The sequence below is a fragment of the Salinisphaera sp. LB1 genome (assembly GCF_003177035.1).
Taxonomy (GTDB): Bacteria; Pseudomonadota; Gammaproteobacteria; order Nevskiales; family Salinisphaeraceae; genus Salinisphaera.
This window is the reverse complement of the sequence record NZ_CP029488.1, coordinates 1,981,946-1,999,351: the sequence shown is the minus strand read 5'-3', so window position 1 is coordinate 1,999,351 and position 17,406 is coordinate 1,981,946. Positions and strand designations below refer to the sequence as shown.

Here is a 17,406-nt window from a genome sequence, read left to right as displayed (position 1 = left end):
CCGGCGTATCCGTGTCGGCATAGCCGGCCGCCTGTGCCCTTTCGTTTTCATCCGAGTCCTTTTGATGCCGTTCGACGTGTCGCCGATCCGATTCCTGTTGTTGTCGCTGCTGGTGGCGCTCGCCTGCGTGGCGACGCCGGCCGCCGCCCAGGGCCTGGGCCGGCTCGGACTCGGGCACGAGCCCCAGACCCAATCCCAGGACAAGCCCGACGCCAAGCAGCTGAACGCCTCGCTCGACAACATCATCAGCACGCTGGAAAACGACAATAAGCGGGCCGCGCTGGTCAAGCAGCTCAAGCAGCTGCGCGCCTCGACCCGGGCTGCGGCAAAGCACGAGAACCCGATCGCCGGTGTCCATGGCGGCCTGCTCGGCGCCCTTTCGGATTCCATCAGCAATCTCAGCAAACAGGCCCGGGGCGAGTCGCCCCTGGATATCTGGCGACGCAACGCACGCAAGGCCGCGACGAACGCCCGTGAGCTGTTCGTCGGCGTACGCCGACGGGCCCTGGTCAGCAACATCGCCGAAATTGTATTCGGCCTGTCCATGCTCACGAGCGCCCTGGTGGTCATGACCCTCGCCGGACGCAGCCTGTTCGTGCGCCGCGGCTGGCCGATCAAGCTGCCGCCGGAGCCGCGGCCCTGGATGCTGCTGGCCCACTTCTGTCGCCGGGTAACGCCCTGGGTCGTCACGTTCGCGGCACTGTTGGCGGTCATCCGTTTGGTCCAGCCCGCGGCGCCGGCCAGCGCCACGTTACTTGTCATAGCCTACGTCGGCCTGTGCGGGCGCTTGCTTTCGACCGTCTTCGATGTCGTCATCGCCCTGTTCACCCGCGGCCATCGTCGCGTGGCCGTGTCGATCCTGCACGACAAGGCCCTGGGCCCGCTGTTTTTCATCGGCGCCCTGGTGGCCTTCGGCGATGCGGTCAACAGTGCCCGCCTTTCGGACCTGCTGGGCGCCAGCCTCGCGGACTGGCTATCCGTGGTGGCCAACATGCTCGCGGGGTTGTTCAGCGGCGCCCTGATCCTGCGCATCCGCCGCCCGGTGGAACACCTGATTCGCAACCGATCGCTGGCCAACCGACGTGATCGCGGCGGTTTGCGGGAGCTGGTGTCGATCAGCGCCCAGCTCTGGCACGTACCCGCCCTGCTGCTGATCACCGCATCGCTTGCCGCTATTTTTCTCACCGGCGGGCAGGCACACGCGGCTTTTGCGCGCGCCATGATCTGCACGGTTCTACTGGTGCTGACCCTGGTAACCACCGGCATCATCCGACGCCAGCACGAGCGGGCCGCGCGGCGACCGCGCAAGCCTCCCTATGCCGGGCGGTTCCGCAATTTCGGCTTCACGCTGGCACATGGCATTGCCTGGCTGGTCTTCGCCGAATTGTCGGTCCGGGTGTGGGGTTTCTCGTTGTTCGGCATCGGCGAACACGGGGCGGTTAGCGGCAAGATCGGTCGGGCCCTGCTGGGGGTAGGACTGACGATCGTGCTCGCCTGGCTGATCTGGATCGTGGTCGACACCGCGATCCATCGTGCGCTGCATGGCCGTGGTGCGCACGGCCGCCGACGTAATACCAATCGTGCGCAAACCATCACACCGATGATCCGCAACCTGGCGTTGTTCGTGATCATCATCGTGGCCGGCATCATCGGGCTGGCCAACCTGGGCGTGAATGTCACACCGCTACTCGCCGGTGCCGGTGTAATCGGCATCGCGCTCGGCTTCGGCGCCCAGAGCCTGGTGGCCGATCTGATCACCGGTATCTTCATCCTGATCGAGGATTCACTGGCGGTCGGCGATTTCGTCGAAATCAACGGGTTCATGGGCACGGTGGAGGGGCTGAATCTACGCGCCGTACGCCTGCGCGATCTCGATGGCGTCGTGCACATCACGACGTTCTCCCACATCGACGCGATTCACAACATGTCGCGCCAGTTCGGCATCGCTCTGATCAAAATCCGCATTCCGCACGACCTGCGCATCGACGACGCCATCGAGTTGATGCGGCGCACGGCGTCCGACCTGCATCGCGACCCGTTCATGCGTGGGCTGATCCGTTCGCATCTGGAGATGCAGGGCATCCACGAGTTCGATAACGGCTGCCCGATCCTGCGCATGCGCCTGCGCACGGCGCCGGAGTATCAGTGGGACGTCTCGCGTGCCTTCAACCTCGCGTTGAAACGCCGGATGGAGAGCGAATACATCAACCTTGGCGCGCCGCGCATGAGCGTTTCCATGGAAGCCGGCGGCGGCGCACGCTATGACAAGCGCGCCAAGACCAGCGCAGACGACTCTACCGCCACCGTGGACTGGCCGATGGACAACCAGGCCTCGCCATCGCCCGACCCGGGTTGACACCTCGGTTGCGGGCCGCGGCGCGCCCAACGGGCCAAAAGACAGGGCCCGAAGGCCCCGTCCCTGACCGCGGCGGTCGAAGTCACCGCGGGTCCCAACACCCGGTCCAGACCGGGGCTTGTTGCCGCCTCATGCGAGACGGCAACAGGCCCTAGCCAAACTGGTTCATGGTGTTGTGCGCCCCTCCCGCCTTGAGCGCGTTCTCGCGGGAGAAGAACTCCTTGTGATCGTCGCCGATGTTGGAACCAGCCATATCCTGATGCCTGACGGTCGCAATGCCATCGCGGATCTCGACCCGCTGCACATCGCGCACGTAAGCCAACATGCCGTCGTCGCCGAAATAATGACGGGCCAGCTGATCGGTGGACAAAGCCGTCGTGTGATAGGTCGGCAGCGTGATCAGGTGATGGAACACACCGGCGTGCCGCGCGGCATCGCGCTGGAAGTTCCGGGTCCACTCGTCGGCCACCCGGGCCAGCTCGGTGCCATCGTACTCGGCGGCCATCAACTGGGCGCGATCGTAGGCCGACACATCCCTGCCTTCATCGGCCCATGCGTCATAGACCTGCTGACGGAAGTTCAGCGTCCAGTTGAACGACGGGCTGTTGTTGTAGACCAGCTTGGCGTCGGGCACTTCTTCGCGAATACGATTCACCATGCCGCCGATGTGGTCCACATTCGGCGTGGAGGTCTCGATCCAGAGCAGGTCGGCACCGTTTTTCAGGCTGGTGATGCAATCCAGCACCACGCGGTCCTCGCCGCTGCCCTTCTTGAACTCGAACAGACCCGAAGCCAGACGCTTGAGGCGCACCAGCTTGCCGTTCTGCTTGATCACCACATCGGATGCGTTGATCTCGGACGGGTCGGTGATCTCCTCGCCGGCGAGATAACTGTTGTACTGATCGCCCAGATCGCCCGGCGCCTGCGACACCGCGATCTGCTGGGTCAGGCCCGCACCCAGCGAGTCCGTGCGCGCGACGATCACGCCGTCGTCCACACCGAGCTCCAGGAACGCGTAGCGCACGGCGTTGATCTTGGCCAGGAACGCCGCATGCGGCACCGTCACCTTGCCGTCCTGATGACCACACTGCTTGACGTCCGAGACCTGATTCTCGATCTGGATCGCACAGGCCCCGGCCTCGATCATCTTCTTGGCCAGCAGATAGGTCGCCTCCTCGTTGCCGAAACCGGCGTCGATGTCGGCGATGATCGGGATGACATGGGTTTCGAAGTTGTCGATCCGGCTCTGGGCCTTCTTCGCCGCCACCTCATCGCCGGCCTCGCGGGCGGCTTCGAGTTCGCGGAAATAATGGTTGAGCTCCCAGGCATCCGCCTGCTTCAGGAAGGTATACAGCTCCTCGATCAGCGCCGGCACCGCGGTTTTTTCGTGCATCGACTGGTCCGGCAGCGGGCCGAATTCACTGCGCAGCGCGGCCACCATCCAGCCGGACAGGTACAGATACTTGCCCTTCAGACTGCCGAAATGCTTCTTGATCGAGATCGCTTTCTGTTGGCCGACGAATCCATGCCAGCAGCCGAGCGACTGCGTGTAGCAGGCCGGGTCGGCATCATAGGCAGCCATGTCCTCGCGCATGATTTTCGCCGTGTAGCGCGCGATATCGAGCCCGGTATGAAAGCGGTTCTGCGCACGCAGACGCGCAGCATGCTCGGGATTGATGGCACGCCATGGCTCGCCGAAGCGCTCCCGCAGCGACGAGATATCGCTGATGTCGTTTCTATAGTCGGACATGATCAGACTTCCTCTTGAAAACCAGCATCGAAAAACGGCCGATATTCCGGAAATAATTCTTTTCCCGTAGCCGATGAAGCTCAGTCTAGAGGGCCGCTCTTAATATGAATAGAAAATGAAATCTATTCCCAACATTCACGACATGAATAGTAACTCGCCGCTCAGGTACCCGATATCCGGCCACCATGCCTCACGGCCGGCTCGATCCCCCGTTCGGACTGGGGCCCGTGGGCCGCTTCCTGCGACGCAGCGTCGCGGCCGCAACCGGGTCCGATACGCGTCTGCTGCATTGACTGCGGGCGGGCGCGGCGGCTATTTCCTGCCATCCCGCGTTGCCCGCGCCTGCGGCGCCGGCGTTATAACGCCCGGCGCGCCGGGCCCGGAAAACGATTGAGCGGTGGCGGGCAACCCGCGGGGCGGCGGCGCATGCAACGGACAACAAAGCCGATGCGCTACAACCCCAGCGCGGCCTCGGGGCTTACGTAGTCGTAGCCGTGGCGCTCGGCCACCGGGGCACACGTCACCTGCCCGGCGTGCACGTTCAGCCCGCGCCGCAGATGCTCGTCGTCGGCCATTGCGTTGTTCAGGCCCTGATCCGCGAGCGCGACGACATGGCTCAGGGTGGCGTGATTGAGCGCGAATGCCGACGTACGCGGCACCGCGCCCGGCATGTTGGCCACGCAGTAGTGCACCACGCCGTCGACAATATACGTGGGCTCGGCGTGGGTGGTCGGCCTGGAGGTCTCGAAGCAACCGCCCTGATCGATGGCGACATCCACCAGCACCGCCCCCGGCTGCATACGCGACACCCATTCAGCACTGACCAGCTTGGGGGTTTCCGCGCCCGCCACCAGGACCGCACCGATCACGGCATCCGCCGCGAGCACCTCGGTCTCGGTGCCGGCCGCCGTCGCATATACGGTGCGCAACGACGGCCCGAACCGGGCAGCCAGACGCCGCAACACGTTGACGTCGCGATCGAGCACGACCACATCGGCGCCCAGCCCCAGCGCCATCGTGATCGCGTTCTCACCGACCACGCCACCGCCGATCACCACCACGCGCGCCGGCGACACCCCCGGCACGCCCCCCATCAGCACCCCGCGCCCGCCGCTGATCTTCTCCAGGCCTTGGGCTGCAGCCTGCGCGGCCAACCGGCCGGCCACCTCCGACATCGGCGCCAGCAACGGCAAACCGCCGTGGTCGTCGGTGATCGTCTCGTACGCCACGCAACTCGCGCCGGAGGCGACCAGATCGGCGGTTTGCGCGGCGTCGGGCGCGAGATGCAGATAGGTGAATAGCAGTTGGCCCGGGCGCAGGCGCTTGCGCTCCTCGGGTTGCGGCTCCTTGACCTTGACGATCATGTCGGCCGCCTTGAACACCGCCACCGCATCGTCGGCGATACGCGCCCCGGCCTGTGCGTACTCGCTGTCCTCACAACCGATACCCAGCCCGGCCGTCGTTTCCACGAGCACGTCGTGGCCGCGCTTGACCAGTTCACGCACGCTGTCCGGCGTCAGGCCGACGCGATATTCGTGATCCTTGATTTCCCTGGGTACGCCGATGTGCATGGCTCGCTCCTGTGTGGTTGGGTGCCAATGCGCGTGCCCTTATGATAACCGGCCCTGTCGCCGTGGGCCGGCCGCCACCGGCACGAACGATGCCAGCGGCCACGTTGACCGGCTCTCATTTTGTGATCACAATTCACCCGCCGTCATTTTCCCGGATCGCTCATGTCTTCACTCCGCCCCCGGATCGGCGTGCCCGTCGACTGCAAACTCATCGGCACCGACCCCAGCCACGTCGTGGGCGAGAAGTATCTCGCCGCGGTCGCCCATGCGGCCAATGCCATCCCGCTGGTGCTGCCCGCGCGGGCGGCCGGCGCCGAACAGGCGTCGCTCGAGACCCAAATCAGCGCCGATGACCAGCTCGTCGATCTCGACGGTCTGTTCCTGACCGGCAGCCCGTCGAATATGGAACCCTGGCGCTATGGCAGCGACGCCCCGGGCGTGGGCCCGTTCGATCCCCAACGCGACGCCAATAACCTGGCGCTGCTCGGCGCGGCGATGGCGCGTGACATGCCGGTATTCGCCGTCTGCCGCGGCTTCCAGGAACTCAACGTGGCCTGCGGCGGCACGCTCTACACCGCCGTGCAGGACGTGCCGGGGCTGTCGGATCACCGCGACGATCACGAGGCGCCGCGCGAGCGCCGCTATGCGCCGGCACATTCGGTGGAACTGGTCAGCGATGGCTGGATGTCCGGGCTGCTCGACACGCAGGAGATCTCGGTCAACTCCCTGCACAGCCAAGGCATAGACGGTCTCGGCACCGCGCTGCGCGCCGAGGGGCGCGCGCCCGACGGCCTGGTGGAAGCGGTGCGCCATCGCGACCTGCGTTTCATCGTCGGCGTGCAATGGCATCCGGAATGGCGTTACGGCGACAACCCGGTATCGATGGCGCTGTTCCATGCCTTCGGCGAAGCCTGCCGCGTCTTTCGCCAGCAGCGGCTAACCGGCGACTGACTACGGCCGGCGCGGCAACATCGGCGAGCCACCGCAGGGCCGCGCGGAGGCTTTGTCCCGTCTATTACGCCTGCGGCTAATCACGACCTACAGGGCTGCGATCACGCGTCGTTGTTTGTCTGGGCGGTCGGCTCGGGACCGGCTTTGGGGCCGGTATCAACGAGACAGATGGGGTCTGCGTTCCCGCCGGATTACGCCTACGGCTAATCCGACCTACAGGGCTTGCGGTTACGCGTCGTTGCTTGCTTGGGCGAGGGCTCGCGGGGCAGCGCGCAGCGGCCCGGCTCGTTCGGCGCGGGCACGCCTGCCACGGGCACGGTCCGACCCATTTCGGAGATACGCCGGGAATCGACGCGCGGCATGTCAGCCGGCGGCTTCCAGATTGCGCCAATCCGCCTCGGTCAGCGAGCCGAGACCTTCGCGCACATCGGCCTCGATGGCGAAGCGCAGGGCCTGCGCGTCGCGGGCGGCCACGGCACGCAGCGCCTCGACGTGTCGGTCCACGATGTAATCGCTGCCGATGTGATGAATCGCCAGACGCAGGAAGGGCGAGAATTGCAGCCATACCGATTCGATCAATGGCATGACCGCCGAGGCATCGCCCGCGTCGTAGAGCGAGAAGTGGAACGCGCGGTGGCGTTGCAGATAAGCGCGAATATCGCCAGCATTGATCGCGGCATCCACCTCGGCATCGAGCTCCCAGAGTCGTTCCAGATGCGCGGCGTCGATCAGCGGCATGGCGCGCTCGGCGGCAAAAGCCTCCAGATTCGCGCGCACCGCGCATAAATCCTGCAATTTCGCCGGGGTCATGCGCGGCACGCTGATGCGCCGATTGCCATGCGCCTCCAGCGCGCGCTCGGCCACCAATCGGCGCAGCGCCTCGCGCACCGGCGTGGGACTGGTGCCGAGCATCTGCGCGACCCCCCGCAGCGTGACACTGCGCCCGGGCACGAATTGCCCCGTCAACACAGCTTCCTTGAGCTGGAGGTAAACCCACTCCTGACGCGTGATGCCGCCGTCGGCGAGCGCCACCGGTGCGATTTGCGTGTCGTCGACGGATGCCTGGGAGGATGCCAAACGGATACCCAATTGACGCGATCAATGACTGAACTCTAGCAGAGCGATGAACAGACCGTTGCAGCCGCGCCCGCCGGTTGCTAATTTGTGATCACATTTTCAACGCAGCTACGCCCATGCCGCATACCGACTTGCCGGCCGACGCCCGCGCCGTGATCGACGCGATGCCAGAGCTGGAATTCATCGAAGCCTATATCGTCGATATCAACGGCATCGCGCGCGGCAAGCGACTACCCGCCGCGAGCCTTGCGCGCGTGTACAGCAAGGGACTCAACCTGCCGGTATCGACACCGCTGCTCGATATCTGGGGTCATGAGGTCGAGGACACCGGCCTGGCGATCGCCTCGGGCGACGCCGATCGGCCTTGCCTGCCGGTCGAGGGCAGCCTGCGGCCCATGCCCTGGAGCACCCGGGGCGCGGCGCAGATGTTGCTGATGATGCACGAGCCCGACGGCAGCCGCTTTGCCGGCGATCCGCGTGCGATTCTCGCCACCGTGGTCGACCGTCTGGCCGCCCGCGGCCTGACGCCCGTGGTGGCGACCGAACTCGAATTCCGTCTGTTCGAGGCCGAACCGGACGCCACCGGCCGGCCGGTGCCGGCGCAGCTGTCGACCCGGCCGGGCCGGCGCTCGCAGCTCTACGGCATCGAGGAACTGGACAATCTCGACGACTTGTTCGGCGACATCGAAGCCGCCTGCGTGGCCCAGGGTCTGCCCATGGACACGCTGATCTCGGAACAGGGCGAGGCCCAGTACGAAATCAACCTCGAGCATGTCGGCGACGCCCTGCTGGCCGCCGACCAGACCATTCTGCTCAAGCGTACGATCAAGGCCTGCGCACGCCGCCACGGACTGGCCGCGAGCTTCATGGCGAAGCCGTTCGGCGATTCCTCCGGCAATGGCATGCACGCACACATCAGCCTGCTGGATCGCAACGGCGACAATATTTTCGCCGACAATCACAGTGACAACGGGGCGCTGATGCAATGCGTGGCCGGCCTGCTCGAGACCATGGCCGAATCCACGGCCATTTTCGCCCCGCACGACAATTCCTTTCGCCGGTTCCAGGCGGCCAGCCATGCGCCACTCGCGCCAGCCTGGGGCGTGGACAATCGCACCACCGCCATCCGCCTGCCGCTGGCCGAGCCGGCGGCCGCACGCATCGAACATCGCGTGGCCGGCGCGGATGCCAATCCGTATCTCGTGCTGGCGACCGTGCTGGGCGGCATGGAACACGGCATGGCCCGGCAGCTCGTGCCACCGCCGGAGACCGTGGGCGACGCCTACAGCCAGCACGAGGCGTCGCTGCCCGATGCCTGGGGCACTGCCATCGAAGCGTTCGAGGAATCGAGCTTCATTGCCGAATACCTCGGCGCCGATTACCAGCGCTGGTACGCCGCGGCCAAGCGCCAGGAACGCGAGTGCCTGCGCGCCATCGTGCCGGCCGCCGAGTACGACGCCTACCTGCGTACCGTCTAGCTTTTCGCCCCTACGCGATTCGAGACCGATCCCATGAGCCGAAACCCCAACAAGCAGCGTTTTCCGGCGCCCCATGCGCCCTCGTACTACGTCGCCACCGCGAATGCGGCACCGGAACGCCCGCCCTTGGCGGGCGCCGTGGATACGCAGGTGTGCGTCGTCGGCGCCGGTTTCTCCGGGCTGGCCACGGCGGTGTCGCTGGCCGAACGTGGCTACGACGTGGTGGTGCTGGAAGCCAATCATGTGGGCTGGGGGGCATCCGGTCGCAACGGCGGCCAGATGGTCAATGGCTATTCGCGCGATCTCGACGTGGTCGAGAGTCGCTACGGTGCCGACGCGGCCAAAGCGCTCGGCGCCATGGCCTTCGAGGGCGCCGCCATCATCCGCGAACGCGTGGCGCGCTACGCTATCGACTGTGATCTGCGCGATGGCGGCGTGTTCGCCGCACTCAACAACAAGCAGCTCGACGAACTCAAGACCCGGGTGGCGAGCTGGCAATCCCACGGCCACGACGAATTGCAGATGCTCGACGAACGCAGCATTCGCGAGCACAGCAACACCGATCTCTACATCGGCGGCCTGCTCGACAAGCGCGGCGGCCACCTGCATCCGCTGAATCTCGCCCTCGGCGAAGCCGCCGCGCTGGAATCCCTCGGCGGCGTCATCTACGAACGCTCGCCGGTCACCCGGGTGCAGTCCGGCACGAAACCGACGGTACACACCCCCGGCGGCCAGGTGCGCGCCGACACGGTGGTCGTTTGCGGCAATGCCTATCTGGGCAAGGCCGTGCCGCGACTGCGCGACCGGGTGATGCCGGTGGCCACGCAGGTCATGGCCACGGAGCCCCTGGGCGCCGAAACCGCCCATCGCCTGATGCCGGCCGGGAGTTGCGTCGAAGACTGCAACTACATGCTCGACTACTACCGCATGAGCGCCGACCACCGGCTCCTGTTCGGCGGCGGCACGGTCTATGGCGGCACCACCCCGGCGGACATCGAGGCCAAGCTGCGCCCGCATCTCGCGCGGACCTTCCCCGAGTTGTCCGACGTGCGCATCGACTATGCGTGGTCCGGCAATTTTGCGCTCACGCTCACGCGCATCCCGCACATGGGTGAACTGGAAGACAACGTCTACTTCAGCCACGGCTATTCCGGCCACGGCGTGACCACCACCCATCTGGCCGGCCGACTGCTGGCCGAAGCGATCGCCGGCGAACGCGAGCGCTTCGATGCCTTTGCCGCACTGCGCAATTATCCGTTCCCCGGCGGGCGCCTGTTCCGTGTTCCGCTGTCGGTTCTCGGCTCCTGGTATTACCAGACACGGGAAAAAATGGGCCTGTAGGCCAACGCAGCCCGAATCAGACCCACCCGCGACGGCAGGCGCGGCCTCGATCGGCATGGCGCCTGTCGGCTTACGGCCCCGAAGCCGATAGCGCCCCCTGCCCCTGTAGGTGGATTAGCCGAAGGCGTAATCCGACAGACCGGGCCCCAACCCACGACGGGAAAGCCCCGGCTTCAGGCGACGTACCGCCGGACTGTCGGCTTACGGCCTGCGGCCTAAGCCGACCTACGAAAGCTGAAGCTAGCAGCTCCCCCTGCCCCTGTAGGTCGGATTAGCCGAAGGCGTAATCCGACAGACCGGCCCAACCCACGACGGGAAAGCTCCGGCTTCAGGCGACGTACCACCGGACTGTCGGCTTACGGCCTGCGGCCCCATTGGGTCGGATTAGCTGCAGGCGTCGTCCGACGGATCCGGCCCGTACACCACGCGCATTGCGGCACCGTCAGCTGCTCGGCAGCACCTCGGTCTGCGTACGGGGAGCCACCCCGGGGTCGAGCAGGATCTCGATCCGCGTGCCCACGCCCAGCTCGCTGGCGGCATGAATCGACCAGCCCTGGCGGTCGCAGATCCGTGATACCAGATAAAGCCCGATGCCCAAGCCGGGGCTGTCGGCCGTGCGGTACTGGCGCTCGAAGATATGGGTGAGCGCGCCCGCGGGCAGGCCGCAGCCGGTATCGGTAACGCAGATACGCTCGGGCGTGACTTCGACCGTCAGCCACCCGTCCTCGGTATGCCGCACGGCATTGTCGATCAGATTGTGCAACACGCTGTAGATTACGCCCTCGGGCAACGAAAGCGGGGTCGAACGCGCCACCACCGACAGTTCGATGCGATTGGCGGCCATGGCGTCGCGTTGATAGACCAGGACATCGTCCAGCACCACCGCGGCATCGCTGAGCGTTTCGTTCTCGCGTGGCTGATCGCGGGCGAGAAACAGTAGCGCGGTGACCAGTCGCTGCATGCGCTCGCAGGCATGCCGCACCCGCTCGACCCGATTGCGCGCGCGCTGGTCGAGTTCGGGCATGTCGCCCAGCAGCTCGCTGGCATTGAGCGCGACCGCCAGCGGTGTGCGCAGTTCGTGACTGGCATCCTCGGTGAACGCTTTCTCACGCGCGATCGCTGCATCGAAACGCCCGATCAGCTCGTCGAAACTTTCGGCGATGTCGCGCATGTCGCGATCGCCGTAGTCGGCCGCGATCGGAGGGTTCGACGACCCCGGCTGATAGGTCGACAAGCGCTCGGCGAGTCGGCGCACGGGGCGCAGGATCAGATAAGAAAAGCCGATACCGATCAGCAGGGCGAGCACGATGACCACACTGAGCGTGGCCCAGCCCAGCGTCGCCAGCCGCTCCTCGAACTCCTTCACATCCTGCACCTTGACCATCATATAGATGGACGTATCGCCGACGTCACGGCGCGCCGTGTAGTACTGGCGATCGTGATAACTCACCACGGCATACTGGTTATTGCCCATGTGCCGAAGCACCGGTGGCAAGGTCGGGTCGTGTGCCGGCGCGTGGCTGACATAAACCCAGCCGGTCTGGCCGCGCCGGCCGCTGATGGGCACGCCGTGCTTGTAGTCCAGGACGAGGCTGGCCAGTTCCCGGTCGAGAGTATCGAACTGCAGTTCGTCCTGGAGAATGCCGACAAAGGCGTAGATCGCGAGCGCAAAGCCGATACAGGCGGTGAACGCGATCGACAGCATGCCGATCAGTACCCGCGTGCGAAGCCCGAGCGCCGCGGACAGGGTCCGGCGCCAACGGCGAATCACGTGGTTTCGAGAAGACGGTAGCCGACGCCATGCACGGTGTGGATCACCGGCTGTTCCGCAGTGGCTTCCAGCAACTCGCGCAACCGATGCACATGGCCGCGCAGGGCGGCATCCGACTCGGGCGGCTCGCCGTTCCAGATCTCGGCTTCGAAATCGGCGCGCGAAACCAGTCCGGGCGAGGCGCGCATGAGCATCTCCAGCATGGCGAAACCAATGGGCGTGAGATCGATCGGCTGATCGCGATAGCGCACCACATGGCTGTTCGCGTCCAGGCTGAGCGCCCCTACCGCCAGCGGCCCGGCGCCGACCGGCCGGTGACGCCGCACGATCGCGCACAGCCGCAGGTACATCTCGCGCAGCGAGAATGGCTTGACCAGGTAATCATCGGTCCCGGCCTCGAAACCCTCGATGCGGTCCTCGACCGTGTCGCGCGCGGTGAGCATCAGAATGGGCGTCGTGATGCCCTGCTCCTCGCGCAGCCGCCGGCACAGGGAAATGCCGTCCAGGCGCGGCAAACGCAGATCGAGAATCAAGGCGTCATACGCTTCGGTCGTACACAGCTGCAAGCCGATCCGCCCATCGCTGGCGTAATCCGGCTCATCGCCCTGTTCTTCGAGATACTCGCCCAGATTGGCGGCGAGCGTGGGGTCGTCTTCGACGATCAATACGCGCATCCGTGTCTCACATCCTCCATCGGGTGCCGTCGTGCGTCGACGCTACAACGGGATCAGGGGCCCGCGGTATCAGTCCCGGCCCGGAGCGTCTTTGACCACGACCAGCGACTCAAAGTTTTACGACCTGAAGAATGAATCCACGCCGGTCAATCCGTAATGGTGCCGCAACGCGTGATTCTCGTCACTACGATACGACACCTGCACCCGATCCAGCGCCGCGCGCCTGTTGCGCGTACATGGGCGTCGGAACAGTCGTGTCTGTGCTTGCAGTCGTCGTGGCACTCAATGTGCAGCCGACCCCAAAACGAATCGCTGGCGAGGATTTTCCCGGCAAGAAACAGCAGGCCACCCGGCTGGCGCACAGCGGCGATCCGGCGCACGGGCGCCCACCGAGTTCACCCTGAACGCGCTCGATGCGACCGGATGGATCACGCTCGGCGATCGTCTGTCGCACCCGGTCGCGCATGTCCGGGTCATTGTCGATGGCCACGAAACGCACGCCGGGCGGGTAGGCCGAATGGCCAACCGACGCCCGGGTGGTCGCCGCCGAACAGCGGAGATCATAGACCCGACAGTCACCGGCCGACAGCAGCGAGTCCGCCCGTTCGGTCTGTATGCGCTGGATTTCGTCGCAGAACGGCCCAGGGCGCGCGCCCCGTCGTTGAATACGCCGGCCATTTACGCATGGAACGCGAAATCGGATGACCGCCGTTCCTGATCGAAAACCTGATCGGTCGCATCCATCAGATCAGTCCCGATTCGGCCTGGGCCAGGACGATAGCGGTCAACTTGCCGACCGAACCGCCGTTATGACGTCATCAGTCGCCCACGGCATTGCCCGGCGACCTCACCGGATATCGGACGCCCGTGACACGACTCAAAGCTCTCGATTCAACACTTTACGCAAGACAGCTCATCTTTGACCGTGAACTCGACCCGGTCGGCGAAGAACTGCTCTATCGCGAGCGCCCCGCCCCCAATCGCGCGCCGTCGCACTTCGATCCGGATCGCGCCACCAGCCGGGTACTCGTGAACGCTTTCATGTGTGATCCGCGCCCCACGTTCAGCACAGCCCAACCGGCGTTCGTGAATTTCTCGGCGACGACCCTGGCACGCGAATTACCGTTCCCGACCGATCGACTCGTGGTGGAAGTACTCGAATCCGTCAAACCGGACCCCACGGTTCGGCGGCGGCTCGAGCGCTTGAAACAACAAGGCTTCCGGATCGCTCTCGACGATTATGTTCGACACGATGCAGGGCATCCGCTGCTCGACCATGCCGATATCGTCAAACTTGAATATCCGGCATTCAAAGCGGTCGATATCCGGCCGGTCGTCGCCCGGCTCAGGGAGCGTAATCCCACCCTGATCGTACTGGTCGAAAAGCTCGAGACCCGCCGCGACCTGGAACGGGCCCGGGCCGCGGGCAGCGACCTGTTCCAGGGCTATATCCTGCACCGCCCCGAACTCGTGTACGCGCCCAAGGCGCAAGTCACGCCGGCGGACCTGCGCCGCCTGCGCGCCGCGATCGCAGCCGGCGACCACGCTAGGCTCGCCGCGCAACTGGACCACCATCCGGCGCTGGCCTGCTATCTGGGCCGTCTGGTCGCACATCACCGACACGCGCCGGCCCGGCGCCCGATCGACGCGCGCCAGATCGTCGAAATCATCCAACCGGCGGGGCTCGAAGCCATGCTGGACATCATAGAGGCCGCCCGGCCACGGCAGTGGCTCGGATGCGCCGCCGAGGCTATGCACATCGGGCGCGAAGCACTCGACGCCCAGCCCGCCGCGTCGCGGCCAGAGGCCGGCGCGCTTGCCGCGCCGTAATCGCCGGCTTTGGCGCCCCGAACCGCCGGCCGTGCTGCGGCGCTGGGCTGCATCAACGATAGGTGGGCAAGGCCTTGCGCAAGCGCGCTACGGCCTGACTATGCAGCTGGCACACCCGCGATTCCGTCACGCCAAGCACGGCACCAATCTCCTTGAGATTGAGATCCTCCTGGTAATACAAGCCCAGCAGCATCCGCTCGCGCTCGGGCAGATCGTCGATGGCGGCCATCAGATCCTCGCGCCGGGCGTCGGCAAACGTGGCCAGAAACGGATCGCCGCCGGTCTCGACCGACTCCGCCAGCCGGCTGGGTTCCGACTCATCGGTACCTTGCTCCTGATAACTGAGGATCAGGCCGTTGTTCACGTCGTTGAGCAATGCGTGATAGTCGTCGAGGGAGATATCCAGCTCCTCGGCGATCTCGCGCTCGCGCGGCGGGCGCCCGTGCCGATGCTCAAGGCGTTCGATCGCCGCGGAAAGTTCACGCGCCCCGCGGCGCACACTGCGGGGCAACCAGTCGCGGCTGCGCAGTTCGTCGATCATGGCGCCCCGCACGCGCTGCGAGGCATAGGTCGCGAAGCTCGCGCCCTGACCGGTCTGGTAGCGATCGAGAGCATCCAGCAACCCCACCATCCCGGCCTGAATCAGGTCGTCGAGCTCGACGCTCGGCGGCAGACGCACCTGCAGCGCCAGTGCTTGCCGGCGGATCAACGGCAGGTAGCTTTCCACGGTCTGCGAGCGGTCGAGTTGGCCGGAGGCGGTATACATAAGGCGTGCGTCGACGAGCGCGGGCGGGTTCGCCCGAACATTAACAAGAGTCCCCAATACCGAGTCTGCGCCAGCCACGACGCCGCGGATGGGCTGAATAAACCGCGTTTTCGTCGACTAATCGTGGGATCGGAACGCGGGCCGTGCCCCACCCCGCACCTCGCCCCCACGGCCCGGGCCGGCCCGGGCCTAAAGTTCCGGCGCAAGCCGACGATAAAACATCAGCGGCGGGCAACAACGGCCGCAACAACGGGTCAAGACCCCGTCACTACCACCACGCATTGAGAGGAATCTCGACATGACATTCACCGTCAACACCAACGTTCTGTCCCTCACCGCGCAGAACAATCTGCGGCAGTCGCAGGACAAGCTCAACACCGCGATCGAGCGTCTGTCCTCGGGCAGCAAGATCAACTCGGCCAAGGACGACGCCGCCGGCCAGGCCATCGCCAACCGCATGACCAGCCAGATCAACGGCCTGAACCAGGCGTCCTCGAACGCCAACGACGGCATCTCGCTGGCGCAGACCACCGAAGGCGCCCTTAATCAGGTCAACGATAACCTGCAGCGCATCCGCTCGCTGACCGTCCAGGCCCAGAACGGCACGAACTCCAAGTCTGACCTGAGCTCGATCCAGGACGAAATCAACCAGCGCATGGACGAGATCAACCGTATCTCCAAACAGACCTCGTTCAACGGCACTAACGTCCTGGATGGCACCAAGAAGAGTATATCGATTCAGGTCGGCGCGAACGACAACCAGTCGATTTCTATCAATCTGCAGCAGACCGATACGGCTTCTTTGGGGCTTGGCGGCTTTAATGTCAATGGCAGTGGCGGCATTCAGGTTACTGCTAATACAAGCGCATTGAACACCTCGACTCCGACTCAGTCATTGGTTTCTTACAGTGACGCGAGTGGCGCCAAGCAATATGCCATTAAAAATGTTAACAGCGGCACCACAACTTACCTCGCAGCGAAGATTGATTCCACGAATGGCGACGTCACTGCCGGCAGCACCGATATCACGTCAGCTGTAAAAAATGGTTCGAATATTGCTGCTGTCGCCAATAACGCTCAGGTCGAGAGCAACCAAACAACACTGAATACGGCTGCCATTACCAGCAACGGCGGCACATTGCAGTCTTATCAGGATAGCAACGGCAGCACGCAATATGTCGTCAAGACCTCCGCCGGCGGCTACCTGAATGCAAACATCGATGCCAAGACCGGTGTCGTTAGTGCCGGCACCAACGATGTATCGACTCAGGTACAGAGCGTTATTGCCAATAATGGCAGCAGCGCCGTATCTAACGTTACCGCCACCGCTATCAGTGCTAAATCGGCGACCAGTGATCCTTTGGCTCAGCTCGATAACGCCCTCAATAAAATCGACAGCTTCCGTAGTGGCCTCGGCGCCGTACAAAACCGTCTGGATTCGGCCATCAACAACATCAGTTCGACCTCGACGAATCTGAGTTCGGCACGTTCCCGCATTGAAGACACGAACTACGCCAGCGAAGTGTCGTCGATGTCCAAGGCCCAGATCCTTCAGCAGGCGGGCACCTCGGTGTTGGCCCAGGCCAACAAGTCCAGCCAAGGCGTGCTGTCCCTGCTGCAGTAACCCTTCGAAGCTATCCAAGCAGGAAGGAAGGAAGGAAGGGCACCGCATAGCGGTGCCCTTTTATTTGCAGCCGACCATCAACATGCCGTCAGCCGCCAGGTGTCCAGCCCCGCCAATAACGCTACAAATAGCTGCATTTCCGGTCGGTTTTCTCGGCACTGACTGTAACGCCGCTCACGCATACTCGGCTTGGCAATGCAGATTTCACAAGTCAACG

Annotated in this window: 12 protein-coding genes; 6 read left to right on the top strand and 6 right to left on the bottom strand. The window is 64.7% G+C overall.

The window, feature by feature from the left end; all coding sequences use genetic code 11:
- The first annotated feature begins 64 nt into the window (after window positions 1-64).
- Complete coding sequence (locus SALB1_RS09060) at window positions 65-2,356, top strand: mechanosensitive ion channel family protein (protein WP_158590693.1); 2,292 nt, start codon at window positions 65-67, stop codon at window positions 2,354-2,356.
- A 151-nt stretch (window positions 2,357-2,507) separates the two neighbouring features.
- Here the strand turns inward: SALB1_RS09060 and SALB1_RS09055 are convergent, their stop codons facing one another.
- Together SALB1_RS09055 and ald are read right to left on the bottom strand one after the other, a co-directional pair.
- Complete coding sequence (locus tag SALB1_RS09055) at window positions 2,508-4,106, bottom strand: isocitrate lyase (protein WP_109993566.1); 1,599 nt, start codon at window positions 4,104-4,106, stop codon at window positions 2,508-2,510.
- A gap of 452 nt (window positions 4,107-4,558) precedes the next feature.
- On the bottom strand, window positions 4,559-5,677 hold the full coding sequence (gene ald, locus SALB1_RS09050) for an alanine dehydrogenase (protein ID WP_109993565.1): 1,119 nt from the start codon (window positions 5,675-5,677) through the stop codon (window positions 4,559-4,561).
- A gap of 162 nt (window positions 5,678-5,839) precedes the next feature.
- Between ald and SALB1_RS09045 the strand changes: the two genes are divergently transcribed.
- Window positions 5,840-6,628, top strand: a complete 789-nt coding sequence (locus tag SALB1_RS09045) for a gamma-glutamyl-gamma-aminobutyrate hydrolase family protein (protein WP_109993564.1) — start codon at window positions 5,840-5,842, stop codon at window positions 6,626-6,628.
- 363 nt (window positions 6,629-6,991) lie between these two features.
- Here the strand turns inward: SALB1_RS09045 and SALB1_RS09040 are convergent, their stop codons facing one another.
- Window positions 6,992-7,705 carry a GntR family transcriptional regulator gene (locus tag SALB1_RS09040; protein WP_199678744.1) on the bottom strand — a complete coding sequence of 238 codons (714 nt, stop codon included), beginning with the start codon at window positions 7,703-7,705 and terminating at the stop codon, window positions 6,992-6,994.
- A gap of 116 nt (window positions 7,706-7,821) precedes the next feature.
- On the opposite strand from SALB1_RS09040, the gene SALB1_RS09035 reads away from it, so the two are divergent.
- Both SALB1_RS09035 and SALB1_RS09030 read left to right on the top strand, forming a co-directional pair.
- Window positions 7,822-9,183, top strand: a complete 1,362-nt coding sequence (locus SALB1_RS09035) for a glutamine synthetase family protein (RefSeq protein ID WP_109993563.1) — start codon at window positions 7,822-7,824, stop codon at window positions 9,181-9,183.
- Window positions 9,184-9,216: 33 nt separating this feature from the next.
- Window positions 9,217-10,524 (top strand): FAD-binding oxidoreductase, encoded by a 1,308-nt coding sequence (locus tag SALB1_RS09030; RefSeq protein WP_109993562.1) that lies wholly within the window; start codon window positions 9,217-9,219, stop codon window positions 10,522-10,524.
- A 442-nt stretch (window positions 10,525-10,966) separates the two neighbouring features.
- Here SALB1_RS09030 and SALB1_RS09025 read toward each other — a convergent pair whose 3' ends face one another.
- Together SALB1_RS09025 and SALB1_RS09020 are read right to left on the bottom strand one after the other, a co-directional pair.
- Window positions 10,967-12,295 carry a HAMP domain-containing sensor histidine kinase gene (locus tag SALB1_RS09025; RefSeq protein ID WP_109993561.1) on the bottom strand — a complete coding sequence of 443 codons (1,329 nt, stop codon included), beginning with the start codon at window positions 12,293-12,295 and terminating at the stop codon, window positions 10,967-10,969.
- Window positions 12,292-12,969 carry a response regulator transcription factor gene (locus SALB1_RS09020; RefSeq protein ID WP_109993560.1) on the bottom strand — a complete coding sequence of 226 codons (678 nt, stop codon included), beginning with the start codon at window positions 12,967-12,969 and terminating at the stop codon, window positions 12,292-12,294. The genes SALB1_RS09025 and SALB1_RS09020 overlap by 4 nt, the downstream gene beginning before the upstream one ends.
- An 867-nt stretch (window positions 12,970-13,836) precedes the next feature.
- Between SALB1_RS09020 and SALB1_RS09015 the strand changes: the two genes are divergently transcribed.
- On the top strand, window positions 13,837-14,799 hold the full coding sequence (locus SALB1_RS09015; RefSeq protein ID WP_109993559.1) for an EAL and HDOD domain-containing protein: 963 nt from the start codon (window positions 13,837-13,839) through the stop codon (window positions 14,797-14,799).
- Window positions 14,800-14,851: 52 nt separating this feature from the next.
- Here SALB1_RS09015 and SALB1_RS09010 read toward each other — a convergent pair whose 3' ends face one another.
- Window positions 14,852-15,565 carry an RNA polymerase sigma factor FliA gene (locus SALB1_RS09010; protein WP_109993558.1) on the bottom strand — a complete coding sequence of 238 codons (714 nt, stop codon included), beginning with the start codon at window positions 15,563-15,565 and terminating at the stop codon, window positions 14,852-14,854.
- Between the two features lie 298 nt (window positions 15,566-15,863).
- On the opposite strand from SALB1_RS09010, the gene SALB1_RS09005 reads away from it, so the two are divergent.
- The gene (locus SALB1_RS09005; RefSeq protein ID WP_109993557.1) at window positions 15,864-17,189 is read left to right on the top strand and encodes a FliC/FljB family flagellin; all 1,326 of its coding nucleotides are present in this window, start codon (window positions 15,864-15,866) and stop codon (window positions 17,187-17,189) included.
- The last annotated feature ends 217 nt before the right edge of the window (window positions 17,190-17,406 follow it).

Excerpts from the sequence above, each read along its gene's own strand:
- ald (WP_109993565.1), bottom strand. The coding sequence starts at position 5,677 with ATGCACATCGGCGTACCCAGGGAAATCAAGGATCACGAATATCGCGTC.
- SALB1_RS09030 (WP_109993562.1), top strand. The coding sequence starts at position 9,217 with ATGAGCCGAAACCCCAACAAGCAGCGTTTTCCGGCGCCCCATGCGCCC.
- SALB1_RS09045 (WP_109993564.1), top strand. The coding sequence starts at position 5,840 with ATGTCTTCACTCCGCCCCCGGATCGGCGTGCCCGTCGACTGCAAACTC.
- SALB1_RS09010 (WP_109993558.1), bottom strand. The coding sequence starts at position 15,565 with ATGTATACCGCCTCCGGCCAACTCGACCGCTCGCAGACCGTGGAAAGC.
- SALB1_RS09005 (WP_109993557.1), top strand. The coding sequence starts at position 15,864 with ATGACATTCACCGTCAACACCAACGTTCTGTCCCTCACCGCGCAGAAC.
- SALB1_RS09035 (WP_109993563.1), top strand. The coding sequence starts at position 7,822 with ATGCCGCATACCGACTTGCCGGCCGACGCCCGCGCCGTGATCGACGCG.
- SALB1_RS09060 (WP_158590693.1), top strand. The coding sequence starts at position 65 with ATGCCGTTCGACGTGTCGCCGATCCGATTCCTGTTGTTGTCGCTGCTG.
- SALB1_RS09020 (WP_109993560.1), bottom strand. The coding sequence starts at position 12,969 with ATGCGCGTATTGATCGTCGAAGACGACCCCACGCTCGCCGCCAATCTG.
- SALB1_RS09055 (WP_109993566.1), bottom strand. The coding sequence starts at position 4,106 with ATGTCCGACTATAGAAACGACATCAGCGATATCTCGTCGCTGCGGGAG.